We start from the raw sequence: 25,981 nt of genomic DNA, 5'->3' as shown, positions 1-25,981 counted from the left end.
CTCAACAGTGAGTGACCGCGCGGTGACCGCAGCGAGCGACGCGGCCCCGGTACGCCTCCCAGGCGCCCGGGGCCGCGTCATACGCCCAGCCCTTGGATATCCGGTTTCCGTCGAGGGGTGGCCGTGCGGCAAGATGGGTGGTACTGCCCACCTCCAGATTTCAAGCTGCCGGACGGTTTCTCTTGGCTGAGTTCATTTACACCATGCGCAAGGCGCGCAAAGCGCACGGCGACAAGGTGATCCTCGACGACGTCACCCTGAGCTTCTATCCGGGCGCGAAGATCGGCGTCGTCGGCCCGAACGGCGCCGGTAAGTCCACCGTCCTCAAGATCATGGCCGGCCTGGAGCAGCCGTCGAACGGTGACGCGTTTCTGTCGCCCGGCTACACGGTCGGCATCCTGCTCCAGGAGCCCCCTCTGAACGAGGAGAAGACCGTCCTGGAGAACGTCCAGGAGGGTGTCGCCGAGGTCAAGGGCAAGCTCGACCGGTTCAACGAGATCGCCGAACAGATGGCGGTCGAGTACACCGATGAGCTCATGGACGAGATGGGCAAGCTCCAGGAGCAGCTCGACCACGCCAATGCCTGGGACCTGGACGCCCAGCTGGAACAGGCCATGGACGCCCTCGGCTGCCCGCCCGGCGACTTGCCCGTCACCAATCTCTCCGGTGGCGAGAAGCGCCGCGTCGCGCTCTGCAAGCTCCTCCTCGAAGCCCCCGACCTGCTGCTCCTCGACGAGCCCACCAACCACCTCGACGCCGAGTCGGTGAACTGGCTGGAGCAGCACCTCGCCAAGTACGAGGGCACCGTCGTGGCGGTCACCCACGACCGGTACTTCCTGGACAACGTCGCCGGGTGGATCTGCGAGGTGGACCGCGGCCGCCTGCACGGCTACGAGGGCAACTACTCCAAGTACCTGGAGACCAAGCAGACCCGTCTCAAGGTCGAGGGCCAGAAGGACGCCAAGCGCGCCAAGCGCCTCAAGGACGAACTGGAGTGGGTCCGCTCCAACGCCAAGGGGCGGCAGGCCAAGTCCAAGGCGCGCCTGGCCCGCTACGAGGAGATGGCCGCCGAGGCCGAGAAGATGCGGAAGCTGGACTTCGAGGAGATCCAGATCCCGCCGGGCCCGCGCCTGGGCAATGTCGTCGTCGAGATCGAGAACCTGACCAAGGGTTTCGGCGAGAAGGTCCTCATCGACGACCTCTCCTTCACACTGCCGCGCAACGGCATCGTCGGCGTCATCGGCCCGAACGGCGCGGGCAAGACCACCCTGTTCAAGATGATCCAGGGCCTGGAGACGCCCGACTCCGGCACGATCAAGGTCGGCGACACCGTCAAGATCTCCTACGTCGACCAGAGCCGCGAGAACATCGACCCCAAGAAGACGCTGTGGGCCGTCGTCTCCGACGAGCTGGACTACATCAACGTCGGCCAGGTCGAGATGCCCTCGCGCGCGTACGTCTCGGCCTTCGGCTTCAAGGGCCCGGACCAGCAGAAGCCGGCCGGGGTGCTCTCCGGTGGTGAGCGCAACCGCCTGAACCTGGCGCTCACCCTGAAGCAGGGCGGCAACCTGCTGCTCCTCGACGAGCCGACCAACGACCTCGACGTCGAGACCCTGTCCTCGCTGGAGAACGCGCTGCTGGAGTTCCCCGGCTGCGCCGTGGTCGTCTCCCACGACCGGTGGTTCCTGGACCGCGTGGCGACGCACATCCTCGCCTACGAGGGCGACTCCAAGTGGTTCTGGTTCGAGGGCAACTTCGAGTCGTACGAGAAGAACAAGGTCGAGCGGCTCGGCCCGGACGCGGCCCGTCCGCACCGCGCCACCTACAAGAAGCTGACCCGGGGCTGATCTTGCGGCACATCTACCGCTGCCCGCTGCGCTGGGCGGACATGGACGCGTACGGCCACGTCAACAACGTGGTCTTCCTCCGCTACCTGGAGGAAGCCCGTATCGACTTCCTCTTCCGTCCGGAGAAGGACTTCAAGCAGGGGTCCGTGGTGGCGCGTCACGAGATCGACTACAAGCGGCAGTTGGTCCACCGGCACACGCCCGTGGACATCGAGCTGTGGGTCACCGAGGTAAGAGCGGCGTCGTTCACGCTCACGTACGAGGTCAAGGACCCGGACCAGGTCTATGTCCGGGCCTCGACGGTGATCGTGCCGTTCGACTTCGAGGCGCAGCGGCCGCGCCGGCTCACCTCCGAGGAACGGGAGTTCCTACAGGAGTACACGGACGATGACGACGAGGCCGAGGCCGTCGCGGCATGACGGTGCTCCACCTCGCCGACGAGGGGGAGGCGGCGGATCTCGCCGCCTTCCTCGCCCGGCTGATCCACTACGACCGGGCGGCGGCGGTCCGGCTGCAGGCGGCCGCGACCAAGCTCGCGGTGTTCGGGCGGCCACCGTCGTTCGAGGTCCTCGCGATCCGGACGGCGCGGCTCGCGAAGCCGTACGAGAACGGGCTGGACGTCACGCTCGACGTGACCGTGTCGGCCGGTGAACTCCTGGAGTCCCTCGACGAGGCGGCGGCCACGGCCGTCGTGCCCGCCGCCGTCACCGGGCCGCCGTGGGCCGGAGTACTGCCCCCGCGCGGGGGCTGGCGCCCGGAGCCCGGGCTGCCCTCGCCCGACGCGGTACGGGCGATGGTCGCTGCCGCGGTGGCCGAATTCCGGTCCCGTACGGGGGAGTTGGCGCCCGAGCGGCGTACGCGGGCCGAACTCGACCGGATCGGGCGGGAGATCTGGTCCCGGCCGATCGGCGACACCGGTCTGCCGGTGCGGGCCGCGCACGCGGCGCAGTCGCTCGGCTTCCTGCGGCCCCAGGGGGCGTCGAGCGAGGGGGAGCCGGGGCAGTTGGCGCTGTTCTCCTCGGGCGCGTGGCTCAGGCTGCGCACACCGTACGGATCGATCGCCCTGCGCAGGGCGGGACTCGGCGCTCTGGACGTCAGCGTGCGCTGAGTACCCCGACCGGGTCCGCACGACGTCCGGGGGGCGCGGGTGCGCTCCCGGCGTCGCTCAGCCGGTGCTGTTGCTGTCGTCCGGCCATACGCCGATGTGGTCCCGCTCCAGTTCCAGGGCGATGCGGTCGCGCGCTCTCGGCCGTGGCCGGGTGTTCGCCTTGACGATCAAGGCCGTGTCAGCGGCTGCGTCGGCATCGTTCGAGGGTGGTGCCGCGTGCCGGCCAGGCGTCTACCACCGACCACAATGACCGGGCGCCCGCACTCGATACGCGCTTCCACGACCGCGAGCCGGGTCATGAGCGTCTTGCATACGGCGCGGCTTCTGGAAGCGCTCGTTCCGGTCGGCGTATCCGCGTATCCGCGTATCCTGCCCCCGCGCTGTCCGCACGGCACCGCGAGCCGCCGGCCAATGGTGTCGATGGCGCGACGCAGCGTGACGCGCTCGTCGTACGAGCAACGCACCGAGAGCTGGTACTGAGCCTCCGAGACTCAGGTCATCGTCCCCGCCCACCGCGACGACGACTCCGCCGTCAGCGCCTTCTTCCGCGCGGCACGCCCAGCGTCCTTCCGGGGCACGTAGCCCATGGCGACACGCACCGCGAGATCGGCGCGCTGGTGGCGGCCGAGATGCTCACCGACCAGAGTGAGGATCTTCTCGTCCGCCACACCGGGGCGGAGCCGGTCCCGGATCCGGGCGCCCATGGGTGCGGCCACCGTGAAGGGGGCCACGATCGTGCGCAGTTCGCGCTTCTTCCCGCGCTTGGACATACGCTGCAGCCTCCCCTCACACCTCGGTCACCTCGCCACGGCCAACGCACCGCCCACCGCTGGCAGCCAACGCGCGCTGAGATCCCTTCACCCTCATGAGGGACTCGATGACCAACAACGGCAGGTCGTGACCGGAATCCGGTCGCTCGGAGCCACTCCGGCACCGCGAAACCCAAGGGACACGCCCATCCACCGACCGTCTACGCGGCCTTGCGGTTCAGCCCGCCGTGTTGACCATCGAGGCCGCCGCGTACGTCAGGTAGTTCCACAGCGTGCGCTCGTGCTCCTCGGAGAGGCCGAGTTCGTCGACGGCGACGCGCATGTGCTTCAGCCAGGCGTCGTGCGCGGCCCGGTCGACGGGGAAGGGGGCGTGGCGCATACGGAGGCGGGGGTGGCCGCGGTTCTCGCTGTATGTGGTCGGGCCGCCCCAGTACTGGATCAGGAACAGCGTGAGGCGCTCCTCGGCCGGGCCCAGGTCCTCCTCGGGATACATGGGCCGCAGCAGCGGGTCCTCGGCGACACCCTCGTAGAAGCGGTGCACGAGCCGCCGGAAGGTCTCCTCGCCGCCGACCTGCTCGTAGAAGGTCTGCTCCTGAAGCGTGCCGCGCCGAATCTCATTCACGCCCTCTATGGTCGCAGACCCGGCGGCGGAGGACTCAAGGCCTAGGACCACCGTTCTTGGGCCCTCCTCTCGGCCATGCTCTCGGCCCTCCTCCTGGATGCCCCTCGGCGCCGCTGTCCACGGGGCCACCGTCCTCGTGAGCACCCCGCTCGGCCGCCCATTCGGGCCCGTCGTGGCGCTCGCCTCGCGGCCGGTGCGGCAGCACAGTGGAGGTATGACCACGCACGCGCTCGACCATGACCTGCAGGACCTCGCCGAGGAGGCCCGGGCGGCCCTCGTGCGCGAGATCGAGGCGAGCGGGGCCTGGGACGCCGACCCGGTCTGGCGGGAGGCGTTCGAGGCGGTTCCGCGTCACCTCTTCGTGCCGTACTACTACGTGAGCGCCGTCGGCGGCTACGAGCGGCTGTGGGGCGAGGAGCACGACCCGAGGCGGCGTGAGCGGTGGCTGCGGGGCGCGTACGCCGACACCCCGCTCGCCACCCGGGTGCGCGACGGGGAGCTGATCTCCTCCAGCAGCCAGCCCTCGCTGATGGCGAAGATGCTGGCCGAGCTGGAGGTGGAGGACGGCAACAGGGTCCTGGAGATCGGTGCCGGGACCGGCTACAACGCGGCCCTGCTCTCGTGCCGCCTCGGCGACAAGTCCGTCACCTCCGTCGACCTGGACGCCGACATCACCGAAGCGGCGCGCCGGCATCTGGCCGCCGCCGGATACCACCCGGCGGTCGTCACCGGGGACGGGGCGCGCGGGGTGCCCGAACGCGCGCCCTACGACCGGATCATCGCGACCTGCACGCTTCGGTCGGTCCCGCGTGCCTGGCTCGACCAGTGCAACCCCGAGGCGCTCATCCTGACCCCGCTGGCCACGGGCCTGCTCCGGCTGAGGGTCCAGGACACCGAGCACGCCGAGGGGCGGTTCCTGCACACGCCCGCGTACTTCGTGCCGTTGCGCGGCGGCAGCGGGCCCGAGCCGTACGAGCCGCACGTGGGCGGGCTGCCGCGCCGGGCCAGGGAACACGAGCTCTTCCGGTTCCTGCTGACCCTGACGGCGGGCAGCCTCGACCCGTACGAGGCGCTCGCCCTGTGGGAGCGCGAGCACCAGCCGCCGCGCGACCGCTACGGGATCACAGTCAGCGGCGACCGCGCCTGGGCCTGGCTGGACGACCCGGAGGGGCCGTACGCCTGGCCCCTCACGTGAACACCGACGTCAGCCGCGCCGGATCGTGATCGTCGTCCACGCCCCGACATGCACCCGGTCGCCGTCCTGCAACGGCACCGGAACGAACGGTTGGATCGGCTCCTCGGCGCCGTTGACCGTGGTCCCGTTCGTCGAGTTCTGGTCGACGACCGCCCAGCCGCCGTCCGGCTGCTGGACCAGGACCGCGTGCTGGTGCGAGACGCCCGGGTCCTCCGGCGGCACCGCCAGGTCGATGTCGGGGGTGTCGCCGGTGGAGTGACGGCGGCGGCCGATGGTGATCTGGTTGCCGGTGAGGGTGCGCTGCTGCTCGGGCGAGTACGCGGGCAGGTTCAGGCCCGCGGCCTCGGGGCCCGAGCGTTGCATCATCGACATGAAGTACTCGCGGTCCGGCCCGATCGTCGCGGTCCAGCCCGCCGACTGCTGCGGGTACGCGGACCCGGGCGGGGCCTGCGTGGAGCCCGGCTGCGGGTAGCCGTATCCGCCGCCGCCCTGTGCCATACCCGGTCCGCCGGGGCCGGACGACGGCGGCGAGATCACCCAGTCGTCGTCCCCGCCCCCGAAGGACGGGCCACCGGGTCCACCAGGACCGGGCCCACCGGGTCCACCAGGACCGGGCCCACCGGGTCCACCAGGCCCGGGCCGCCCGGTCTCCTGCGGGAACGCGGGCGGAGCCGGCGGACCGGACTGGTGGAAGGCCTGCGGCGGCCCACCGGGACCCCCGGGGCCACCGAATCCGCCAGGACCAGGACCGCCAGGACCAGGACCGCCAGGACCAGAACCGGGCCCGCCAGGACCGCCAGGCCCACCGTGCGTAGGCCCGGGCGGTGGCGGGCCCGGACGCGAAGGGTCACCGCCGAAGCCCGAAGGCCCCGGCCCGTTCGGCCCCGGCTCACCGCCGAACGGCGGGATCGGCTCCGCCGGACGGTTCACCTGCGAGGGCCGCGAGCTCTGGTAGTCGTACGAGTCACCGCCACCGAACGACGGCCCGGGACCGGGCGGCGGCTGCTGGAACCGGAGCGCCGGATTCGGCCCTCCAGGACCTCCGGGACCCGCAGGCCCCCCAGGACTCCCTGGACCCCCAGGTCCTCCGGGCCCGCCAGGCCCAGCCGAACCCCCAGGCCCTCCCGGACCACCGGGACCCCCCGGCCCACCAAAACCGCCAGGACCAGGACCGGGCCCGCCAGGGCCAGGCCCTCCGGGACCGGGCCCGGGCCCCCCGGCCCCGCCCGCCGCGGCCTGCCTCGGCGGTGCGGCCGGCGTGTACGTCGTCGCCGTATTCGTCAGGAAGTTCCACCGGCACTCCTCGCAGAACGGCGCGCCCCCCTCCCGGGGAGTACGGCACTGCGGGCAGAGCTCCGGCTGGGGATCGGGCACGGCGGACAGATGCGGGCGCCCGCCCGGACCCGGCGGTGGGGGAGGCGAGCCAGGCGGCGGGTAGCCGTAACCGGCGGGCGGGGGCGGCGGGGGTGGCGGGGGTACGGCACCGGCCATGCGGTGACCGCAGACCTCGCACCAGTCGTCGGAACCCGACTGGTGTCCGTTCGGGCAGGTCGGCATGTCGGCGCTTCCCCCTTTCCTCTCCGGCCGCACGGGCCGGGGCTCTCAGCCACGAAGGGCGGTGTGGCTGGTTCTGTCCGGTCCCCGGAGGGGAGCCAGGCTCGCTGTTTCTGGACGTATGAAGTTGTCTGCTGAACTTGTCCGCTGAACCTGTGAACTTGTCTACTTCTTTACACGAACAGTCTTTGTGGACCGTGTTTCGAGAGTCATCTCGTCGGCCTCCGCGACCTTCGCCTTCAGTCGCACAGTACCCGCCGCCGCGTCGACCACGTCCACCACCTTCGCAAGCAGTTTCGCAGTATCGGCGTTGCCGGAGTCACTCGCGAGCTGAACGGCCCGTCCCAGCTTGGCCGTCGCTCCGTCGACATCTCCCGATTTGCGGGCATCCAGACCCTGTTGGATGACTTGTGCCAGTTCCGCCTGACCCGTGTAGTGCGCGACCTGCGGGTTGATGGAGGTCGAGGCCACCATGTCGTCGGTCCACACGGCCCGTACGAGACCCTGCGCGCCCAGGTTCTGCGCGCTGCCGTCGGACTGCGGGATGACCAGGGAGACGCGGGCGGCCAGCATCTCCTGGCCGATGCTGGCCGGGGGCACCTCGACGCACACGTGGTAGTCACGTGACTCGTCTCCCCAGGAGCCGGTCGGATAGTCCCCGGCGCGCGGACCGGCCTCGGTGCGGCGGTCGGTGAGCTCCTCGACCGTGGGGGCCACCTGCTTCACGAACTTGATCTCCGTGCCGAGGGGCGTCCACAGCCGCAGGGCGACATCCGCCACCTCCTTGCCCATCGCCGTCTCCATCATCTGTGTGAAGTCGGCGGAGAGGGCCGCCGGGTCGGCGATGATGTCGGCGGTGCCGAGCAGCGCGGAGGCGATCCCGGTGACCTCCTTGACCTCCCAGTCGGTGCCCACGCCCCGCGCGTCACAGGTGAAACGGCCGGCGCAGGCGTCCAGGGCGGCCTTCAGGTCCTCCGGCGACTCGTGCTCGTTGCGGCCGTCGGTGAGCAGGATGCCGTGCCGGATGGCGACGTCCGCCGAGGCCAGCAGCCGGTCGGCGAGCTTCAGCCAGGTGCCGATCGCGGTGCCGCCGCCCGCGCTGAGCCTGCGCAGGGCCTGCTTGGCCTGGTCACGAGTGGCGGGGCCGGCGACCGCGAGCCGCCCGTCGCCGGGGTAGACCTCCTTGGCCACGTGCGTGCCGCCGATCACCGCGAAGTGCACGCCGTCGCGCAGGGTGTCGACCGCGGCGGCGGTCGCGTCGCGGGCGTTGCGCATCTTGGTCGGCGGGTAGTCCATCGAGCCCGAGCAGTCGACCATGATCGCCACGGCGGCGGACGGTCCCTGCCCCGGCGAGTACAGGTGGGGTGCCGCGACCGCGCTTCCGATCGTGCCGCCGCCGGTCGCCGTGACCGTCACGATCGCGTTGACCTCGCGGCCGCCCTCCGGCAGGTACTCGTTCTGGTACACGTCCACCGAGAACTGCGGCACGTTCGACTTCGAGAAATTGGCCATGCCTTCTGCTCCCCCTCAAGGCCCCCACGGCGGTGGGGTGATGACTGTGCGTGCGTGTACGCGGGACCGGTCCCCTCCGGTCCCGCGGGCCGATGACGTACGTCGGCCGTCTCTCTTCGCGTACTGTCCGCTCCGCGGGCCGACCCCGTGAGCCGGCCCTTCTCCGGGGACCGGCCCCGTCAGCCGGCCCGTCCCGTTCGTCCCGTCGGCCGGTCCCGTCCGGCCGGGGCGGTGCCGCGTGGACACCCTCAGGCCGATCCTGCCCCCTGCGGCGGGGCCGGGAACGGCAGGACGGCCACTGTTACGTTGTCGTGGCCCCCGCCGTCCAGGGCGTGGCCGACCAGTACCTGGGCCGCGTGCAGGGGACGCGGGGCGGCGTCGAGGGGTACGGCCGCGGCCATCTCCTCGGCGGCCTCCGCGTAGTTCCACAGCCCATCGGTGCACACCACCACTACACCCGGCCGGTCCGGTTTGAAGGAAGCGGTGTGCGGCTCCAGTTCGTACGCGTCCGCGCCGAGCCAGCCGGTGATGGCGTGGGCGCGGTCGTCGGCGTACGCCTCGGCCTCGCTCATCAGTCCCGCGGCCACCATCTGCGCGGCCCACGAGTCGTCCTCGGTGAGCCGGGCCGGGGGTGAACTCCGGTCCACCGGGACCCAGTAGGCGCGGCTGTCGCCGACCCAGCCGACGATCAGCAGGCTGGAGGTGACGACGGCACCGACGATCGTGCACGCGGGCGCGTTCTGGTGCGGGGCCTGCACCTGGGCCGTCTCGGGCTCCTGGGCCAGGGAGTTGACGGCGTGCGAGGCGGCCACGATGGCGTCGTGCATGGCCTGCTGGGGGTGCGTGCCGCGCGGCAGGGACTCCAGGAGCGCCTCACCCGCGGTGTGCGCGGCGGCGGCGGAGGCGTCGTCGGGGCGGGTCGCCGAGGAGACGCCGTCGCAGACGATCGCGACGACGGCGGGCGAGCCGTCGGGCAGCGCGGTCGAGGACACGCTGAACGCGTCCTCGTTGCGGTGGTGCCGCAGGCCCCGGTCGCTGACAGCGGCGACCGCCCCCAACTCCTGCTCCATGTGGTCGCGTTCGCGGGGCTGGGCGTGCCCGCAGTTCTCGCAGTACCCGTCCCGGTCGACGTGCCCGGCGCGGCAGGCCACACAGAGCTTGGTGCCCGCCGGAGGAGTGGCGGGGCCGACGGCGCGCGGGTCCGCCACCGGCTGGGGTGCCGCCGGGTCCACCGGCGGCAGGGGAATCGCCGGGTCGGCCATCGGCCGGGGCGCGGCCAGCGGGTACTCATCGGGCTCGGGCGGCCGGTGGAACCGTACGCCGTGCGGGGGCAGCGCGGCGCCGCCGGAGTCCGTGCCCTGGAGGTCGGTGGGCAGATGCACCGGCGTGGGCGCGCCGGAGCCGTCCGGCTCGGGGGCGACGGGCCAGGCGGCCATGGGCGCGGACTCGGACGGCGGGGGCGACGACGACCCGTTCATGGTGATCGTCGGCGGGTCCTCGGGGACCGGGGGCACCGCGGACAGGTCGTATCCGCACCCCTCGCAGAAGCGGTCGTCCGAGGCGAGGGGCCAGGCGCAGACGGGGCACTTGTTGAGCGCGGTCGGCTGGGGCATCTGCGACATCAACTACACCCACGTCCGGGGGCGGTAACGGTTGGCACGTTCCACCAGGTCGATCCTCTCCTCGCCGCCCTGCGCGAGCCGGGCCAGCGTGCGGTACGAGCGCTCCAGGCCGAAGCGGATGCCGCGCTCGGTCAGCGCGCTGCCGAGCAGCCTCCGCTCGCCACCCTCCGGTGGCGAGGCCTGGCTACCGGAGAGTACCCAGTCCAGCGCGCAACCGAGGACCTCTGTGGACAACTGCTCGCGGCGAACCGCGTCCAGACCGTACCCGCTCAGCGCCTCGACCTGCCCGGCGGCCGCGGTGAGGTCGTCCAGGAAGGGGGTGTCGGGCGCTTCGTCCATGCGTTGTCGAAGACGGGCCCGTACGGCCGCCACCCGGGCCGCCGTGTAGTGGATCGACGCCTCCGGCACCGACTCCAGCGTCTGTACGGCACCCTGCCGGTCGCCCGCGGCCAACTGCACTCTGGCCAGGCCGAACGCCGCGCTCACGAAGCTCGGGTCGGTCGTCCACACCAGGCGGTAGTACTCGGCGGCGTTGTCCAGTTGCCCGAGCACCTCCGCGCACAGGCCGAGGGCCAGCTTCGGCGCGGGCTCGCCCGGGAAGGCGTCGTAGATCGCGTCGAAGGCCAGCGCCGCGCTCTCGCGGTCCCCGGTCGCCAGCGCGGCCACGCCCCGGTACCAGACCACACGCCAGTCGTCGGGATGGTCGGCCTCCAGGGCGTCGAGCGTGCCGACGGCACCCGCGAACTCGCGCATCTCAAGGCGCGCCCGCAGCTCCCGCAGCCGCAGCTCCAGCGAGCCCGTCGGCGCCGCGTGCAGGGCGACGACCAGCTCGGCGGGCGCGGACGCGATCAGGCCCGCCAGGAAACCGGCGTTGGGGTCGGACGGGTCGACCCGTGGCACGGGCAGCGCGAGCGCGGCGGCGGCCGTGTCGAGCGGCTTGACCAGGTTCCCGCCCCCGCCCGCGGGCGGGGGCGGGAAGGCGGGGGAGCCGTTCGGCGCGGGCGGCAGCGGGGAAGGGGCGAGCCTCGACGCGAGGGCGCCCCCGGATCCCGCCGCGGCGGCGCTCCCCGAGCCCGACGCGACGGCACCCCCGGAAGCACCCGTGCCCGAAGCGGAAGCAGCCGTGCCCGAAGCGGAAGCAGCCATAGCCGATACGGAACCACCCGTAGCCGATACGGAAGCCCCCGTCGCCGCGAGAGCCCTCCGCTTCCCCCACGCGTACCCCCGCAACGGAACCGTCCGCACCCCCAGCCGCGACACGTCCCCGTCCAGCTCCCCGAACAACTCCGTGTCCGTGACCCTCAGTTCCGGCCCGAACAGCGTCGACATGGAAGGCCGCGCACGCCCCGTCTGGAGGGACACGACCTCCCGCAGCACCCCCGTCAGCTGCTCCGCCATCTCCTGCGCGGAGGCGAACCGGCGGGCCGGGTCGGGGTCGGTGGCGCGGACCAGCAGCCGGTAGAAGGACTCGTACTGGCGGAAGACCTCGATGTTGTCCGGGTCGGGCAGGGAGTCCACGAACACGTTCGTGTAGCCCTGGAAGTCGAAAGTCAGGACCGCCAGGGTACGAGCGACCGTGTACAGGTCGGACGCCACCGACGGCCCGACCTCCGCCACCTCCGGCGCCTGGTAGCCCACCGTGCCGTAGATGGCGGACTCCTCGTCGTCCATCCGCCGGACCGCGCCCATGTCGATCAGCTTGAGCTGGTCCTCGGTCTGGATCGCGTTGTCGACCTTGAAGTCGCAGTAGAGCAGGTTGCGGCTGTGCAGATGCCCGAGCGCTTCGAGCGCCTCGATGCCGTACGCGCACGCCTGCTCCACCGGCAGCGGGTCGCGCTTGCCCTCCGGAGTACGGCGACCGTTGGCGATCTCCTTGAGCGACTTGCCGCCGACGTACTCCATGACGATGTACCCGTCCAGCGAACCCGTGCGCTGGTCGAGGTGCTCCACGAAGTTGTAGATCCGCACGATGTTGGCGTGCTCGATCTCGGCGAGGAAGCGGCGCTCGGAGATCGCGGCGGCCATCGCGTCCTGGTCCCCGGTGTCGAGGAGGCCCTTCAGCACGACCCACCGGTCCGACACCGCGCGGTCCACGGCGAGGTAGATCCAGCCGAGCCCGCCGTGCGCGAGGCAGCCCACGACCTCGTACTGGCCGTGCACGATGTCACCCGACTTCAGCTTCGGGATGAACGAGTACGGGTGGCCGCACTTGGTGCAGAAGCCCTCCGTGCGCCCCGGCCGCTCACCGCGCGCCCGCCCCACCGGCGCCCCGCAGTCGGAGCGGGAGCAGAACCGCTTCCGCTCGGGCACCTCGGGGTTCTCCAGCACCATGGAGCGCGGGTCGGGCCGCGGCACCTGGGGGACCTCCACCAGGCCGACGCCGAGCCGGGAGCGGCTGGTGGAGCCCGAGGAGGAGCCGGAGCTGCGCACCGAGACCGAGCGGCCCGTGGTACGGCCGGTCAGCCGGCCCGAGACCGAGCGGCGGGACTGGGAGGAACGCGAGGACGTACGGGAAGACGTACCGGAACTGGCCCGCGAACTGCTGCCCGACCCCTTCCCCGATCCCCGGCCCGACCCCTTGGAGCCCTTGCCGCCGGCGCCGCTGCCGCCGGTGGCGCCCGTGGGCGGGGAGCCGATCATGCCGGCCGTCGAGACGACCGGGGCCAGACCGCAGGTGTCGCAGTACAGCTCGCCGCCGCCCATGTCCTCGTACGACCCCGTGCAGCCGGGCCGCTGGCATGCCCGCTGCTGACTCATGCCGCATCACCTCTGTCGTCGCTCACGCGCCCGGCTCCCTCCGGTCGAGGGGCCCCTGCTGTCCCGGCACCCGCGAGCCCAGCATCTCGGCGGCCGCCTGCTGGTAGCGCAGCACCGCCTGTTCGGCGACGCGCAGATCGCAGGGCGCGCTCCACAGCATGCGGCGCGCGGCGTCGTACCGCTCGATGAGGAAGGGGTCCTCCGCGAGGCCGTGCCGGGCGACCTTCGCCTTGTACGCGTCGAGGCGGCCGCGCAGCTCGGCGCGGACCGCCAGGGGCGCGGTGACCGCGGTCAACGACTCGCGGGCGCGCATCAGTTCGTCCTCCGCCTTCTCCTCCAGGGACTCCAGGAGCGGGGACAGGCGGTGCCACCGGGCGTGTCTGCGGTACTCGGCCGCCATCGCCAACTGCTCCTGCAGCGCGGTCGGCGGGCCGCTGACCGCGGGCACCTCGGACGCGGCGATCTTCGCGAGCACCTCACCGCGGGCGCTGCGCGCCTCGGCGAGGGTGCGGTCCGCGCGGCTGAGCACGTCCCGCAGCTTCACCAGTCGCGCCTCCGCGTCCTGGCGGACCGTCAGCACCGCGTCGATCTCCCGCCGTACGTCCTCCAGGGCGCGCGCCTCGCGGTCGTACGTCGTCGTGTCCGGGCGGCCGCCGCCGGGGGCCGAACTGCCCGGTGCGGGAAGCCAGTACGCCAGCGGATCGGACACCACCTGCTCGCGCAGACGCGTGAGCGTGCGCGTGATGCGCTCCAGGTCGTCGCCCGCCGGGTGCTCGCCGGGGCGCACGCCGACCGAGTGGGCGAGCCGGCGGGTGCGCTGCAACTCCGCGGCCAGTAAATCGATCCGCGCGGGCAGCGCCGACCACACCGCGTCCGCGGCGACGACCATGTCGAGCGAGGACGCGTACAGCTCGTTCATCCGCTCCACCAGCGTGGCCAGCGTGAACCGCTCGCTGAGCCTGCCGGAGCCGGACAGCGTCGGCGCGTTGGCCGTCGCCGTGGTGCTGCCCGCGACCGTGACGCTCTCGCCGCGCAGCAGTTCGGTCAGCTCGGCCAGGTCCTCGCGGCTCGACCAGCGGCGCCGGGAGCGGACCTCGCGCGCGCTGCGCAGCGCGTCCGTGTACGCGTCGAAGTACGCCCACAGGACGGTGATCGACGCCTCCGCGGCTGTCCAGCGCTCCTTGGTGATACCCGTGAGCTCGGCGCCTTCGAGGAGTCTGCGGCCCGCGTGGTCCTGCAGGGCGAGGAGCGAGGTCTCGATCGCCTCGTGCTCCGCGCCGAGCCGCGCCAGCGCACGGTCCACCTCGTCCCGGTCCATCACCGGCCCGGGGGGTCCCGTGACGCCCATCGATCACCTCTCGCTCTCGTCGTTCCCCGCGCGGGATGCGGTCGGGGAACTCTCCAGTCGTATCAGGTCGTTTGTCGGTGCTCAGGCACTGGTCACCGGTACTGGTCACCGGTACTCGGGCGGGGGCGGCAGGGAGTCCCCCGAGTCGGTGCCCAGGGTCGGGGAGAGCCACTTGTCGTACGAGGTCTGCCAGCCGTTCGTCCGGTACTCCTCCAGGACCTGGTTGACCCGGCGTACCAGGTCCTCCGCCTCCCTCTCCATCGCCACGCCGTAGTACTCGGTGGTGAGCGGCTCCCCCTTCAGCTCGACCGTCGGGTCCTGGGCGGCCTGGCTCGCGGCGAGGGCGCCGTCGGTGACCACGGCGTCGACCTCGCCGAGCTGGAGTCTGACCAGGCAGTCGAGCTGGTTGGGGACGGTGGTGGATATGTCGGCGGAGGAGACGAGGCGGCCGGTCTTCTGGTCGTCCGTCAGCTTGTCGAGCGTGGTGGAACCGGCCGCCGAGCAGATCTTCTTCTCCGCCAGCGAATCGTCGTACCCCTCGATCGTCGAGGACTTGGCGGCGAGGACCTGCTGACCGGTCCGGAAGTAGGGCGCGGAGAAGGCGACCTCCTTCAGGCGCGTGCAGCTGATCGTCATCGTGCGGACCACCATGTCGACCTGCCCACTTTGGATCGCGGGAATGCGCTGGAGCGTGGGAATGGCCTTGAAGCGGACGGCGTCCGGGCTGCCGAGGATCTCCTCGGCGATACGGTGCGCGATGTCGATATCGAAGCCCTCCAGCTCGACGCTGGTGGGGTTGCGGTAGCCCCAGCGGTAGCTGTTCTGGTCGACGCCGACGGTCAGATAGCCCTTCTCCTTGATGCGCGTGATCGTCGGGCCGGTCTCGGCGGTGGACGGCGCGAGGCTCTCCTTCTCGGGGGCCTCGCACTCCTCCGCCTTCGCGTACGTGCCCTCGGTGACCTTCCGGGCCTCGCCCCCGGCACTGCCGCCGCCGGTGTCGCCCCGTGGCAGACACAGCGCGAACACCGCGACGAGGGCGGTGAGGGCGCAGCCGACCGCCATCGCGCCCACGCCGCCCCAGCCCTTGAGACTGGCCCTCAGACGTCGTGCCGCACTCATCACCGCTCCCCCTTTCACCGTGCTGCCTCCTTCATCGGTACCTACCGGCACTCACCGGTACTCCGAAAGCCTGCGCCCGATCCCGAACACCGCGCCCGCCGCGCCCAGGACGGCGAGGACGGCGGCACCCACGGGCAGGCCGGTCATCGCGTCCCGGCCGTCACCGGCCGCCCGCTCGAACTCCTCGCCCTCGTGCGTGATCGCTGTCGCGAGGTTCTCGTCGACACCGTCGAAGCACTCGCCCGTCGGCTCGTCCTCCTCGGAGCCGATCACCTTGTCCAGGGCGGCCTGGTAGTCGCCGTCCTCGTCGAACGCGCGGGCCTGAGCGTGGCGCTCCATCCAGACTTCCATGTTGCCGTTGGCGGCCTCCACGGGCTGCTCGCCGGCCTGGTCGTCCGCCAGGCGCCCGGCCGCCTCCAGATGCTTGCCGAGCTTGCCCATCTCGACCCGGAAGTCGGCGTCGTACGCGTCCACGATCTCGCCGCCCACCTCCTTGGTCTGCGCGCCGCGGCTGATCAGCGTCAGGTTCTCGTTGCCACGGGCCTTGAGGGAGGCGATCCGGGCGTCGTTGAGCACGTTCAGGGAGCGCACCCCGTGCTCGTAGGAGTCGTTCAGCCCCGCGCGGGCGACGGTGTGGCCGACCGCGAGCCAGAGCAGTACGACCGCGGTGGCGGCGGAGGCGGCGACCAGACCGCGGTTCAGCACCCGGTTCGTACGGTGGTAGTGGCGGCGCTGGGCCCAGGCGAGGCCGCCGAGCGCGAGGACGCCGAGGCCGATCGCGGCCCACGGGTAGGGCGTCGCGTCGTCGTAGTCGGCTCGCAGCCGCGCGTTCTCGGTGTTGTAGAGATCCTCGGCCTTCGGGAGCATCTGCTCCTGCATCAGCTCGTTGGCGTACCGCAGATACGCGCCGCCGAGGGGGAAGCCCAGCCGGTTGTTGGCGCGGGCCCGCTCCACGCGGCCCTTGTACTCCGGCAGCAGCCGGTTCAGCTCGGCGATCGTGTCCGCGGAGGTCGAGCCCGGCTCGGAGGCGGCCGCGGCCTTGGCGAGACCGTCGGCGGCGTCCCTCATGTCGTCCTCGTACCGCCGGCGCGACTCGGGCGTCTCCTGGCCGCCGGCGAGGAAGCCGCTGGAAGCCGCGGTGTTGGCGTCGGCGAGCGAGCGGTAGATGTCGGCCGCGGCGGCGCTCAGCGGCTGACTGCTGTTCAGCACGTCGTCGGCGGCGGCGGAACGGTCCGTCATCTGCCAGGCGGTGACGGCGCCGAACGAGACGACGAGGAGGGCGAGGACGGCACCGATGATCCGCAGCCGGCCCGGTTCGGTCGTCGCGGCCGCGCGCAGTTGGTCGACGCCCTCCGCGAACGCGGTGCGGCGCGGCCGGGTGGCGCCGGCGCCCTCCTGCGGCGCGCGTGAGGCCTGCGGCGGGACGGCCGGAACCGCCGGCGTGGCCGGCGCCGGCGGCGCCGCGCTGCCCCTCGGCGTGTACGTCACTTGACCTCCCCCATGGTCATCCGTCGGTCACCCCCGCCCGGCGCGCGGCGCCGCACGGTGCCGGACGGCGCGTGACGTCTCACGGCGCCCGGCGTGCGAGCGGAGGTGCACGGCCGCAAGTATCGCCGCCGGGACTGACATCCGCACAGGCCTTGCCTGGATCTTGTTCCCCGATCGTGTCCGGACCGGCGCACTTGTCGAACCCCGGCACGGAACAGACTTCCCGCACCATCCCCTGCCCATGAATACGCGCTCCACCCGGGTTCGGTTCCCCGGCGATCTGGCCCCTTTCGGGGTAAGTCGGCACGCGCGCGTGGGCGTTGGTGATGGCGCCTGGGGTCAGGCCGGGGTCCGGGGTCGGCCCCTTTCGTAATGCGCCCGCACGCGCGCGTGTGCCTCCTCCGGGGCGCCCGTGCGGTCCAGCCCGAGCAGGGCGGCGCCCAGGACCGGGCGGGCGGTGACGACGTGGGGGACGGCCTTGGGCGCCCGGGCCGCCAGCACGTCACGGATACGGGTGTCGAGTTGGGTGTGCCCGGCCGCGAGGACGCCGCCCCCGAGGACGACGGGGGTCTCCTCGACGAGGAGGTCGAGGCGAGTCAGGGCGACGGTCGCCATGGTGACGACCTCGTCGGCCAGGCGGTCCACGATCGTGCGGGCCACGGGGTCGCCGTCTGCTGCCGTGGCGAACAGGACCGGGGCGAGCTCGTGGCGGCGGGCAGGGGCGATGTACTCCAGGTGGAGGGCCTCGATCAGGGCGTACATGGAGTCCAGGCCGAAGTGGGCGGGGAGGGCGCGGGCGAGCGCGGTCGCCTCGCCCCGGCCGTCCTCCGCCCTCGCCGCGTGCCACAGCGCCTCCTCCGCCAGGCCCCAGCCGCCGCCCCAGTCGCCGGAGATACGGCCGAGGGCCGGGAAGCGGGCGGTGCGGCCGTCGGGGCGCATGCCCACGCAGTTGATGCCCGCCCCGCAGACCACGGCCACCCCACGCGGCTCGGCGACCCCGGCCCGCAGGATCGCGAAGGTGTCATTGCGGACTTCAACAACCGCTCCCCACGCGCGCGCGTGCAGCGCTTCCGCCAACCGCTCCTCCTCCACGGGCAGATCGGCGTTCGCCAGACACGCCGAGACATGGGCGACCGAGTCGACCCCGGCCTCGGCGAAGGCCCGCCGTACGGCGTCGGCGACAACGTCCAGGGCCGCCCCGACTCCCACCACAGGGGGCCGGAACCCGCCCCCGCGTGCCGTGCCGAGCACCTCCCCGTCGGCCGCGACCACCGCCACGTCGGTCTTGCTGTTCCCCGCGTCGACGGCGAGAACACTGCCCGTCATGGCGGTGACACTGCCCGTCATACCCACGCGAGGTGCTCCCGGTTGTGTGCGATCAGCCGGTCGGTGAGGGCGTCGGCGTACTCGTACTGGCCGACCAGGGGGTGCGCGAGCAGCGCCCGGAAGACCCGGTCACGCCCCCCGCGCAGCGCGGCCCGAAGCGCCAGGTCCTCGTACGCCGTCACGTTCGCCATCAGCCCCGCGTACAGCGGGTCCACGTCCGCCACCGGTAGCGGTGCCGCCCCCTGCGCGCCGACGGCCGCCTGTACCTCGATGACCGCGTCGTCCGGCAGGAAGGGCAACGTCCCGTTGTTGTACGTGTTCACCACCTGGTACGTACTGCCCCCGCCCGCCCGTCGCCCACCACCGCCCTCAAACGAGGACCCTGCGGGCCCGCTGCCATGACCCAGCAGCGCCGCCGCCAGGTCCACCGCGGCCTCCGAGTAGTACGCCCCGCCCCGCCTGGCCAGCAGCTCCGGCTTCTCGTCGAGCGCCGGATCGGCGTACATGTCGAGCAACTGCCGCTCCATCGCCGCCACTTCCGAGGCACGCGACGGCTTCGTCCGCAGTTCTCGCACGACCTCGTCGTGGGCGTAGTAGTAGCGCAGGTAGTACGAGGGAACCACCCCCAGCCGGTCCAGCACCGCGCGCGGCAGCCGCAGGTCGTCCGCGATCGTGCCCCCGTGCTCGGCGATCAGCCGGGGCAGGACGTCCTCGCCCTCGGGGCCCCCGAGCCGCACACCCGTCTCCCAGGTGAGGTGGTTGAGCCCCACATGGTCCAGGTGCACCTCGGCCGGGGCGAGACCGAGCAGCCCCGCGAACTTCCGCTGGAGCCCGATCGCCACGTTGCACAGCCCGACCGCCCGGTGCCCGGCCTGGAGCAGCGCGCGGGTCACGATCCCCACCGGGTTGGTGAAGTCGATGATCCACGCGCGCGGGTTGGTCCGCCGTACCCGCTCGGCGATGTCCAGCACCACCGGCACCGTCCGCAACGCCTTGGCCAGCCCGCCCGCGCCGGTCGTCTCCTGCCCGACACAGCCGCACTCCAGCGGCCAGGTCTCGTCCTCGTCGCGGGCCGCCTGACCGCCGACGCGCAGTTGGAGCAGCACGGCGTCGGCGCCGTCGACGGCATGGTCCAGATCGTCGGTCGTCACGATCCGCCCGCCGTGCCCCTGCCGCGCGAAGATGCGCCGGGCCAGGCCGCCGACCAACTCCAGCCGCCCGGCATCCGGATCGACGAGCACCAGCTCCTCCACGGGCAGGGTGTCCCTGAGCCGCGCGAAACCGTCGACGAGTTCGGGGGTGTAGGTCGATCCTCCGCCGACCACGGTGAGTTTCATGAACAGCTCAACCTTTCACTCCGCCCGAGGTGTCGAAGACCTCGTCGCGGGTCGTGGCGAGCGCGCGCTCCAACGCGCCGCGCAGGACGGGATGTTCGCGTACGTCGCCGATGACGAGGCGTGGCCGGGAGGCGGCCAGCTCCGCCAACTCGGCCTGGACGAGGGCGCGCAGCGGTTCGCCGCCGGAGGTGAGGACGGTGCCGCTGAGGACGACGAGTTCGGGGTCGAGTACCGAGACGAGTGAGGCGAGACCGGTGGCGAGGCCGGTCGCGTACATGGCGAGCAGCTGACGTCGGGGCCCGGCGCCGCTGTCGGCGGCCCGCGCGAGGAGGGCGGCGGCGACCTCCGTGTACGGCCCCTCGGGGATGTCCTCGATCCCCAGCTCCCGGGCCAGCCGGGGGATGGCCTGCGCACCGGCCAGCTCCTGGTAGCCGCCGCTGTTGGCCCTGGTCACCTGGCGCACGAGGGGCGCCCCCGGCACCGGCAGGAACCCGACCTCCCCGGCACCGCCGGTCCAGCCGCGGTGCAGCCGGCCACCGAGGACGAGAGCGGCACCGAGCCCGCTCTCGTTCCACAGGAGTACGAAGTCCCCGTGGCCCTTGGCCGCCCCCAGCCGCTGCTCGGCGACGGCGACGAGGTTGACGTCGTTCTCGTACTCAACCGGCATCGGCAGCGCGGCGGCGAGTTCGTCGAGGAGGGTGGGGGAGTGCCAGCCCGGCAGGTGCGAGGCGTAGCGCAGCCGGCCGGTGTTGGGGTCGAAGGCGCCCGGGGTGCCGATGACGAGCCGGTGGACGTCGGCCCGCGTGAGTCCGGCGGCCTTCACGGCCCCGTCGAGGGCGTTGGTGACCTGCTGCACGACGGTGGTCTTGGGCGAGCGCCGTCCGGGAGCGGGGACCTCGTACTCGCCCACCGTACGGCCGGTGATGTCGGCGACGGCGGCGAGCACGCGCTCGGGGGTGACGTCGAGCCCGGCGGCGTACGCGGCGGCCGGATTCACGGCGTACAACTGGGCGTTGGGCCCTGGCCGCCCCTCGCTCGTACCGGTCGCCAGAACCAGCCCGGCGGCTTCGAGGCGGGCGAGGAGCTGGGACGCGGTCGGCTTGGACAGCCCGGTGAGCTTGCCGATCCGGGTCCGGGACAGGGGCCCCTGGTCGAGGAGCAGGTCGAGCGCGGCACGGTCGTTCATGGCGCGCAGGAGGCGGGGGGTGCCCGGCATGTGTAGGACACCTGCCTTTCGGCTGCTCGGCTTATCGGAAGCGTTGTTAGGAAAGTTTCCTATCAGGTCTGGGGAAGGTAGGTCCAGACAAAGGAGCAGCGTGTCGGCCCCGGCGGAAGGTCAGCCCGAGGTTGGACCCCGTCGCCGCACCAGCGGCAGATACACCTCGTCGACGATCTCGACGAGGACGTCGGCGGGTGCGGTAGGGACCCCGCGCACGACGAACTCGTTGCGCAGCAGGACGATGGCCACGGTGGCGACCCGTGGATGGAGAGCCTCAGGGGCTGCTTCGCCGCGTGCGACCGCGCGCCCCAGGATGGTCAGCCAGGGGGCGGCCACGGCGTCGCCGGACTGTTCTTGCAGCTGCGCCAGGAGTTCCGCGGTGCCGCCGGCTGCGGAGAGCAGTTCGCGCAGGATCGCTCCGAGGGGGGAGCTCCAGTAGCGATTCGCCTGGCGCAGCAGCTCAAGGGCGTCGCCGCGCAGGGTGCCGGTGTCGGGGGGCGGGACCGTCGTGGCCAGTTGCCGATAGGCGGCGATGCCCAGCTCCAGTCGGTTCGGCCAGCGGCGGTAGATGGCGTTCTTGTTGGTGCCGGCGCGGGTGGCGACCCTGTCCATGGTCAGCCCGGTGTATCCGGACTCGGTGAGTTCGTCCACCGAGGCGCGCAGGATCGCCTCCTCCAGGGCGGCTCCGCGTCGCCGCGTCTGCCCGGCGCCTGGCTGCCTCGTCGGTTTCCCTGTCATGGCCCCATCCGGTAAGCGGTACCAACCGTACCTTCCCATTCTGGTTTGCGTCTTTGAGTTACGGCAATTAAGGTACTGTCAGTACCTTAATTGCTTCCGTCGAGAGGGGATACGACGCATGCGGGCCAGAGGCATCAGCTACGACACCGGCTTCGTCTACAACGGAGTGACCGGCCGCAAGAACTTCGACGCGGAGGTGGTCAGGCGCGAACTGCGCATCATCCGTGACGACCTGCACTGCAACGCGGTCCGCGTCATGGGTGGTGATCCCGAACGGCTGGAACTCGCGGCGGGGTACGCCGCCGACCTCGGCCTTGAGGTCTGGTTCTCCCCCTACCCGCTCGAACTGACCACCGACCAGATGCTGTCGCTGTTCGCCGACTGCGCCGAGCGCGCTGAGCGGCTCCGGCGGCGGGGAGCCGAGGTCGTCTTCGTCACCGGCGCCGAGTTGAGCCTGATGAACAAGGGATTCCTGCCCGGCGACAGCACTGACGACCGGGTCGAGCTGCTGAGGCAGCCGCACCGTCTGCACGAACAGATCGGCGAGATCGGCGCACGGGTCAACGACTTCCTCGGCAAGGCGGCGGCACTCGTCCGTCAGCGCTTCGGCGGCAAGGTGACCTACGCCGCCGTACCGCTTGAGCGCGTCGACTGGGCACCCTTCGACATCGTGTCCATGGATCTCTACCGCTCGGCCGAGATCGCCGACCAGTTCGCCGAAGGCGTCCACAACCTCGTTGCGCAGGGGAAGCCGGTCGCGATCACCGAGTTCGGCGCCGCCGGGTACCGCGGTGCGGGTGACCGGGGCGCCCACGGTCTGGAGATCGTCGAGAACGACGAGGACACCCGTGCGCCTGTTCGTCTGAACGGTGAGTACGTCCGCGACGAGGCCGGTCAGGCCGCGTACCTGCGCGAACTGCTGGAGGCATTCGACGCCGGAGGCATCGACAGCGCCTTTGTGTTCACGTTCGCGCTGTACGACTACCCGCACCGCCCCGACGGCGGCCCTCGCGAGGACCTGGACCTGGCCAGTTACGGCATCGTCAAAGTCCTTGAGGGCCGCCTCGGAACCGTCTACCCCGACATGCCATGGGAACCCAAGGCCGCGTTCGCCGCTGTGGCCGACCGCTACCACCGGGAGTGCTGAGACGGCGAGTTCAGGCGGAGAACACCTGCTCAGTCGAGGACGGCGGTGGCTTCGATCTCGACCAGATGATCGGGGACGTCCAGCGCCGCGACGCCCAGCAGTGTGGCCGGCGGGACCGGGGTGACCCCGAGCTTCGCGGTCGCCCGGGTGATCCCCTCCAGGAGCAGGGGCATCTTGTCGGGGGTCCAGTCGACGACGTAGACGGTCAGCTTCGCCACGTCGTCGAAGGAACCACCGACCCCGGCCAGGGCGGCGCCGACATTGAGGTAGCACTGCTCGACCTGCGCGGCGAGGTCACCTTCGCCGACCGTGACCCCGTCCGCGTCCCAGGCGACCTGCCCGGCGACGAAGACCAGCTTCGATCCGGACGCGATCGACACCTGCCGGTACACATCGATCTCGGGTAATCCGCTGGGGTTCACCAGAGTGATGGCCATGCTGCCCGCCTCCTTGCCATGAGCGACCCATGAATGACCCATGAGCGATGCTCTCGGTCTCTTGTGGTTACTGGGGAACCGTAGGAGAGTGGCCGCTGACATGGAAGAACGCACTTTTCAGTGACTGGGGAACCGTATGGTGACCAAGCAGTTCAGCGGCTCGCCCGAGGAAGCGGACCTGACGCGCGCGGACTCCTTGGCACGGGAGATCTTCTCCGACGTCGCCAACAAGTGGGCGCTCCTGATCATCGAGGTTCTCGGTGAACGCACCCTGCGCTTCAGTGAGCTGCGGAACGAGATCGAGGGCATCAGCCACAAGATGCTCACCCAGAACCTGCGCATGCTGGAGCGCAACGGCCTGGTCGAGCGGGACGTGCACCCCACCGTGCCGCCGCGGGTCGAGTACACCCTCACCGAGTCGGGCCGAGCCCTGCGAGTGACGATCGACGGACTGTGCGACTGGACCCACCGCTACCTCGGCCACATCGAGACCGCCCGCCTCCGTTTCGACGCCTGACTGGTTGAGCATGCGGAACGCGCATCGTACGGCCCGCCTGCTCACCGAGTGGGGCACCCGGCCCTCGTCGGAGACGCCGCCCTGGTCACCTCCGAGTTGATCACCCTCGACACCGAGCCGCTGAAGAGCTGGGTGCGCTGACCCGGCCAGTAGGGCCCCGTGGTGCCTACGGGGCCCCGGTACGGCCGGTACGGCGTGAGGTCATGCAAAAGCCCGGATCCTCAGGCGGAGATGCCGTCGATCCGGGCCAAGGCGTCGTCCGCGCCGTATGGCTGCAGGTAGGGCAGCCAGCGCGGGTCCCTATGGCCGGTGCCGATGATGCGCCAGGCCAGGCCGGAGGGCGGGGCGGGTTTGTGGCGGAGCCGCCAGCCGATCTCGAAGAGGTGGCGATCGGCCTTGACGTGGTTGCAGCGGCGGCAGGACGCCACCACGTTGTCCCAGACGTGCTTGCCCCCGCGGCTGCGCGGGATGACGTGGTCGACGCTGGTTGCGACGCCACCGCAGTACATGCACCGGCCCCCGTCGCGGGCGAAGAGCGCCCGGCGGGTGAGAGGAACGGGCCCCCGATAAGGGACCCGGACGAATCGCTTGAGCCGGACCACGCTGGGTGCGGGGACTGTGACGGTCGCGCTGTGCAGATAGGCGCCGGACTCTTCAAGGCATACGGCCTTGTTCTCCAGGACGAGGACGAGCGCGCGGCGGAGCGGTACGACGCCGAGTGGCTCGTACGACGCGTTGAGGACCAGGACATGCGGCACGGATGCCTCCTTGTGCGTCGGCGGCGCGTGGCTCGCGCCGGGACGATCTGTAGTCAGTCTCCCCTCATGCCTGGTGGAAGCGCCACCATGTCCCGGTAACGGGCTGGGAGTGTTTTCGACCACACCTGACTTTCATTCCCGGGATCACGTCCTGATTCATCCCCAGGTGAGCGCCGTCTCTCCCTCGAACACCGCAACGATCCACACAAGTTGCCCCGATAGTGTGTGAGGCCTGCCCGACGGCCCCACGCCGGTCACGACTGTGTCCCCGCCGTCACAACGCGTCCCCCCTGTCGGCAGAGCCGCTACACCTGGAGGTACCTGCCGTGTCCTTGCCCGTCCTGCTGTCGGCCGCCGATCCCAGCGAGGCACCGTCGGCCCCCACGCTCCAGGACGCCCAGGAGAGCGCGACCAACGCCGCCAGCTGGGTCGAGGAGAACTGGTCCACCTGGCTCGCGATCGGTCTGCGGGTTCTGCTGATCCTGGTCATAGCGGCCGTGCTGAGAGTGATGATCCGGCGGGCCATCACCAAGCTGATCGACCGCATGAGCCGTGCGGGACAGACGGTCGACGGCACGACCCTCGGCGGCCTGCTCGTCAACGTCGAACGCCGCCGCCAGCGCTCCCAGGCCATCGGCTCGGTCCTCCGCTCGGTGGCGTCCTTCCTGATCGTGGGCACCGGCGCCCTGATGGTCCTCTCCACCTTCGACATCAACCTCGCCCCGCTGCTGGCCTCCGCCGGTGTCGCGGGCGTCGCGATCGGTTTCGGCGCCCGGAACCTGGTGACGGATTTCCTCTCCGGCGTCTTCATGATCCTGGAGGATCAGTACGGCGTAGGGGACACGGTCGACGTCGGCGTCGCGTCCGGCGAGGTCATCGAGGTCGGCCTGCGCGTCACCAAGCTCCGCGGCGAGAACGGCGCCATCTGGTACGTCCGCAACGGCGAGGTCAAGCGCGTGGGCAACCTCTCCCAGGGCTGGTCCACGGCCCACGTCGACGTCACGCTGAGCCCGGAGGAGGACCTGGACCAGGTCCGGGCGATCCTCACCCAGGTGGGCGAGGACATGGCGAAGGACGAGCCGTGGAACGAGACGCTGTGGGGACCGGTCGAGATGCTCGGCCTGGACAGCGTGCTCCTCGACTCGATGGTGGTGCACGTGTCCGCGAAGACCATGCCCGGCAAGGCGGTCGGGGTCGAACGCGAGCTGCGCTGGCGTATCAAGCGGGCCTTCGACGCGGTCGGCATCCGCATCGTGGGCGGCGTCTCCGCCCAGGAGGGCGACGGGTCGGACGTGGACGCGGCGCCCCCGTCGGCGCATGCGGAGGGGGGCTCGCAGGCGGAGCGGTCGGCACCCATCTCCTCGACGCCGAGGTAGCCGTACGGGATACGGAAGCAGCCCGTACGGGATATGGCGCGAGGGCGGCGCCCGGAACACTCCGGGCGCCGCCCTCGCGCCGTGTCCGGCCGCCCTCGCGCCGTGTCCGGCCGCCCTCGCGCCGTGTCCGGCCGCCCTCGCGCCGTGTCCGGCCGCCCTCGCGCCGTGTCCGGCCGCCCTCGCT

Annotated in this window: 22 protein-coding genes; 7 read left to right on the top strand and 15 right to left on the bottom strand. The window is 71.6% G+C overall.

Features of this window, described 5'->3' with window-relative positions; all coding sequences use genetic code 11:
• Positions 1–182 precede the first annotated feature (182 nt).
• From ettA to ACWD3C_RS35065, 3 genes are read left to right on the top strand one after another with little or no spacing between them, the layout of a single operon-like run.
• Entirely contained in the window at positions 183–1,847 is a 1,665-nt protein-coding gene (gene ettA, locus ACWD3C_RS35075; RefSeq protein ID WP_451150345.1) for an energy-dependent translational throttle protein EttA, read from the top strand.
• A 2-nt stretch (positions 1,848–1,849) separates the two neighbouring features.
• On the top strand, positions 1,850–2,266 hold the full coding sequence (locus ACWD3C_RS35070; RefSeq protein WP_451150343.1) for an acyl-CoA thioesterase: 417 nt from the start codon (positions 1,850–1,852) through the stop codon (positions 2,264–2,266).
• Positions 2,263–2,955, top strand: a complete 693-nt coding sequence (locus ACWD3C_RS35065; protein WP_451150341.1) for a hypothetical protein — start codon at positions 2,263–2,265, stop codon at positions 2,953–2,955. The genes ACWD3C_RS35070 and ACWD3C_RS35065 overlap by 4 nt, the downstream gene beginning before the upstream one ends.
• Positions 2,956–3,446: 491 nt before the next feature.
• Here ACWD3C_RS35065 and ACWD3C_RS35060 read toward each other — a convergent pair whose 3' ends face one another.
• Together ACWD3C_RS35060 and ACWD3C_RS35055 are read right to left on the bottom strand one after the other, a co-directional pair.
• Positions 3,447–3,725 (bottom strand): hypothetical protein, encoded by a 279-nt coding sequence (locus tag ACWD3C_RS35060; RefSeq protein ID WP_451150339.1) that lies wholly within the window; start codon positions 3,723–3,725, stop codon positions 3,447–3,449.
• A gap of 217 nt (positions 3,726–3,942) precedes the next feature.
• Positions 3,943–4,356 (bottom strand): globin, encoded by a 414-nt coding sequence (locus ACWD3C_RS35055; protein WP_451150374.1) that lies wholly within the window; start codon positions 4,354–4,356, stop codon positions 3,943–3,945.
• 205 nt (positions 4,357–4,561) lie between these two features.
• Between ACWD3C_RS35055 and ACWD3C_RS35050 the strand changes: the two genes are divergently transcribed.
• On the top strand, positions 4,562–5,542 hold the full coding sequence (locus tag ACWD3C_RS35050) for a methyltransferase domain-containing protein (RefSeq protein WP_451150337.1): 981 nt from the start codon (positions 4,562–4,564) through the stop codon (positions 5,540–5,542).
• 9 nt (positions 5,543–5,551) lie between these two features.
• Here ACWD3C_RS35050 and ACWD3C_RS35045 read toward each other — a convergent pair whose 3' ends face one another.
• The 11 genes from ACWD3C_RS35045 to ACWD3C_RS34995 all read right to left on the bottom strand — a co-directional run bounded on the left by ACWD3C_RS35045 (position 5,552) and on the right by ACWD3C_RS34995 (position 21,562).
• Positions 5,552–7,099 (bottom strand): FHA domain-containing protein, encoded by a 1,548-nt coding sequence (locus ACWD3C_RS35045; RefSeq protein WP_451150335.1) that lies wholly within the window; start codon positions 7,097–7,099, stop codon positions 5,552–5,554.
• A gap of 162 nt (positions 7,100–7,261) precedes the next feature.
• Complete coding sequence (locus tag ACWD3C_RS35040) at positions 7,262–8,608, bottom strand: vWA domain-containing protein (RefSeq protein ID WP_451150333.1); 1,347 nt, start codon at positions 8,606–8,608, stop codon at positions 7,262–7,264.
• A 248-nt stretch (positions 8,609–8,856) separates the two neighbouring features.
• The gene (locus tag ACWD3C_RS35035; protein ID WP_451150331.1) at positions 8,857–10,230 is read right to left on the bottom strand and encodes a protein phosphatase 2C domain-containing protein; all 1,374 of its coding nucleotides are present in this window, start codon (positions 10,228–10,230) and stop codon (positions 8,857–8,859) included.
• 3 nt (positions 10,231–10,233) lie between these two features.
• Positions 10,234–12,987: a tetratricopeptide repeat protein gene (locus ACWD3C_RS35030; protein WP_451150329.1), complete on the bottom strand. Its 2,754-nt coding sequence runs from the start codon at positions 12,985–12,987 to the stop codon at positions 10,234–10,236.
• Positions 12,988–13,009: 22 nt separating this feature from the next.
• Positions 13,010–14,335: a hypothetical protein gene (locus ACWD3C_RS35025; protein WP_451150327.1), complete on the bottom strand. Its 1,326-nt coding sequence runs from the start codon at positions 14,333–14,335 to the stop codon at positions 13,010–13,012.
• A 105-nt stretch (positions 14,336–14,440) separates the two neighbouring features.
• Complete coding sequence (locus ACWD3C_RS35020) at positions 14,441–15,454, bottom strand: glutamate ABC transporter substrate-binding protein (protein WP_451150325.1); 1,014 nt, start codon at positions 15,452–15,454, stop codon at positions 14,441–14,443.
• Between the two features lie 51 nt (positions 15,455–15,505).
• Entirely contained in the window at positions 15,506–16,942 is a 1,437-nt protein-coding gene (locus ACWD3C_RS35015; RefSeq protein ID WP_451150323.1) for a hypothetical protein, read from the bottom strand.
• A 339-nt stretch (positions 16,943–17,281) separates the two neighbouring features.
• Complete coding sequence (locus ACWD3C_RS35010; protein ID WP_451150321.1) at positions 17,282–18,268, bottom strand: N-acetylglucosamine kinase; 987 nt, start codon at positions 18,266–18,268, stop codon at positions 17,282–17,284.
• Between the two features lie 17 nt (positions 18,269–18,285).
• On the bottom strand, positions 18,286–19,605 hold the full coding sequence (locus ACWD3C_RS35005) for a 6-phospho-beta-glucosidase (protein ID WP_451150319.1): 1,320 nt from the start codon (positions 19,603–19,605) through the stop codon (positions 18,286–18,288).
• 7 nt (positions 19,606–19,612) lie between these two features.
• Positions 19,613–20,821, bottom strand: coding sequence for an ROK family transcriptional regulator (locus ACWD3C_RS35000; protein WP_451150317.1), 1,209 nt, complete (start codon positions 20,819–20,821; stop codon positions 19,613–19,615).
• 120 nt (positions 20,822–20,941) lie between these two features.
• Complete coding sequence (locus ACWD3C_RS34995) at positions 20,942–21,562, bottom strand: TetR/AcrR family transcriptional regulator (RefSeq protein ID WP_451150315.1); 621 nt, start codon at positions 21,560–21,562, stop codon at positions 20,942–20,944.
• Positions 21,563–21,680: 118 nt separating this feature from the next.
• On the opposite strand from ACWD3C_RS34995, the gene ACWD3C_RS34990 reads away from it, so the two are divergent.
• Positions 21,681–22,709, top strand: a complete 1,029-nt coding sequence (locus ACWD3C_RS34990) for a hypothetical protein (protein WP_451150313.1) — start codon at positions 21,681–21,683, stop codon at positions 22,707–22,709.
• A gap of 29 nt (positions 22,710–22,738) precedes the next feature.
• Here the strand turns inward: ACWD3C_RS34990 and ACWD3C_RS34985 are convergent, their stop codons facing one another.
• The gene (locus tag ACWD3C_RS34985) at positions 22,739–23,146 is read right to left on the bottom strand and encodes a RidA family protein (RefSeq protein WP_451150311.1); all 408 of its coding nucleotides are present in this window, start codon (positions 23,144–23,146) and stop codon (positions 22,739–22,741) included.
• A 136-nt stretch (positions 23,147–23,282) separates the two neighbouring features.
• Here ACWD3C_RS34985 and ACWD3C_RS34980 point away from each other — a divergent pair, with 136 nt between their 5' ends.
• Positions 23,283–23,663, top strand: a complete 381-nt coding sequence (locus tag ACWD3C_RS34980) for a winged helix-turn-helix transcriptional regulator (RefSeq protein ID WP_451150309.1) — start codon at positions 23,283–23,285, stop codon at positions 23,661–23,663.
• A 221-nt stretch (positions 23,664–23,884) separates the two neighbouring features.
• Here ACWD3C_RS34980 and ACWD3C_RS34975 read toward each other — a convergent pair whose 3' ends face one another.
• Positions 23,885–24,421 carry an HNH endonuclease gene (locus tag ACWD3C_RS34975; RefSeq protein ID WP_010046718.1) on the bottom strand — a complete coding sequence of 179 codons (537 nt, stop codon included), beginning with the start codon at positions 24,419–24,421 and terminating at the stop codon, positions 23,885–23,887.
• 326 nt (positions 24,422–24,747) lie between these two features.
• On the opposite strand from ACWD3C_RS34975, the gene ACWD3C_RS34970 reads away from it, so the two are divergent.
• A complete protein-coding gene (locus ACWD3C_RS34970) occupies positions 24,748–25,797 on the top strand; it encodes a mechanosensitive ion channel family protein (RefSeq protein ID WP_451150307.1) in 1,050 nt (349 codons plus the stop codon).
• Positions 25,798–25,981 lie beyond the last annotated feature (184 nt).

It is taken from the genome of Streptomyces sp. NPDC002845 (genome assembly GCF_053591955.1).
This window is presented reverse-complemented; position numbering and strand designations above follow the sequence as displayed.

What these genes read in the sequence shown, in the direction of transcription:
- ACWD3C_RS35020 (WP_451150325.1), bottom strand. Translation starts at nt 15,454, where the DNA reads ATGAGTGCGGCACGACGTCTGAGGGCCAGTCTCAAGGGCTGGGGCGGC.
- ACWD3C_RS34985 (WP_451150311.1), bottom strand. Translation starts at nt 23,146, where the DNA reads ATGGCCATCACTCTGGTGAACCCCAGCGGATTACCCGAGATCGATGTG.
- ACWD3C_RS34980 (WP_451150309.1), top strand. Translation starts at nt 23,283, where the DNA reads ATGGTGACCAAGCAGTTCAGCGGCTCGCCCGAGGAAGCGGACCTGACG.
- ACWD3C_RS35060 (WP_451150339.1), bottom strand. Translation starts at nt 3,725, where the DNA reads ATGTCCAAGCGCGGGAAGAAGCGCGAACTGCGCACGATCGTGGCCCCC.
- ACWD3C_RS34990 (WP_451150313.1), top strand. Translation starts at nt 21,681, where the DNA reads ATGCGGGCCAGAGGCATCAGCTACGACACCGGCTTCGTCTACAACGGA.
- ACWD3C_RS35030 (WP_451150329.1), bottom strand. Translation starts at nt 12,987, where the DNA reads ATGAGTCAGCAGCGGGCATGCCAGCGGCCCGGCTGCACGGGGTCGTAC.
- ACWD3C_RS35005 (WP_451150319.1), bottom strand. Translation starts at nt 19,605, where the DNA reads ATGAAACTCACCGTGGTCGGCGGAGGATCGACCTACACCCCCGAACTC.
- ACWD3C_RS35065 (WP_451150341.1), top strand. Translation starts at nt 2,263, where the DNA reads ATGACGGTGCTCCACCTCGCCGACGAGGGGGAGGCGGCGGATCTCGCC.
- ACWD3C_RS35040 (WP_451150333.1), bottom strand. Translation starts at nt 8,608, where the DNA reads ATGGCCAATTTCTCGAAGTCGAACGTGCCGCAGTTCTCGGTGGACGTG.
- ACWD3C_RS35045 (WP_451150335.1), bottom strand. Translation starts at nt 7,099, where the DNA reads ATGCCGACCTGCCCGAACGGACACCAGTCGGGTTCCGACGACTGGTGC.
- ACWD3C_RS35000 (WP_451150317.1), bottom strand. Translation starts at nt 20,821, where the DNA reads ATGCCGGGCACCCCCCGCCTCCTGCGCGCCATGAACGACCGTGCCGCG.
- ACWD3C_RS35050 (WP_451150337.1), top strand. Translation starts at nt 4,562, where the DNA reads ATGACCACGCACGCGCTCGACCATGACCTGCAGGACCTCGCCGAGGAG.
- ACWD3C_RS34995 (WP_451150315.1), bottom strand. Translation starts at nt 21,562, where the DNA reads ATGACAGGGAAACCGACGAGGCAGCCAGGCGCCGGGCAGACGCGGCGA.
- ACWD3C_RS35025 (WP_451150327.1), bottom strand. Translation starts at nt 14,335, where the DNA reads ATGGGCGTCACGGGACCCCCCGGGCCGGTGATGGACCGGGACGAGGTG.
- ACWD3C_RS35010 (WP_451150321.1), bottom strand. Translation starts at nt 18,268, where the DNA reads ATGACGGGCAGTGTTCTCGCCGTCGACGCGGGGAACAGCAAGACCGAC.
- ACWD3C_RS35035 (WP_451150331.1), bottom strand. Translation starts at nt 10,230, where the DNA reads ATGTCGCAGATGCCCCAGCCGACCGCGCTCAACAAGTGCCCCGTCTGC.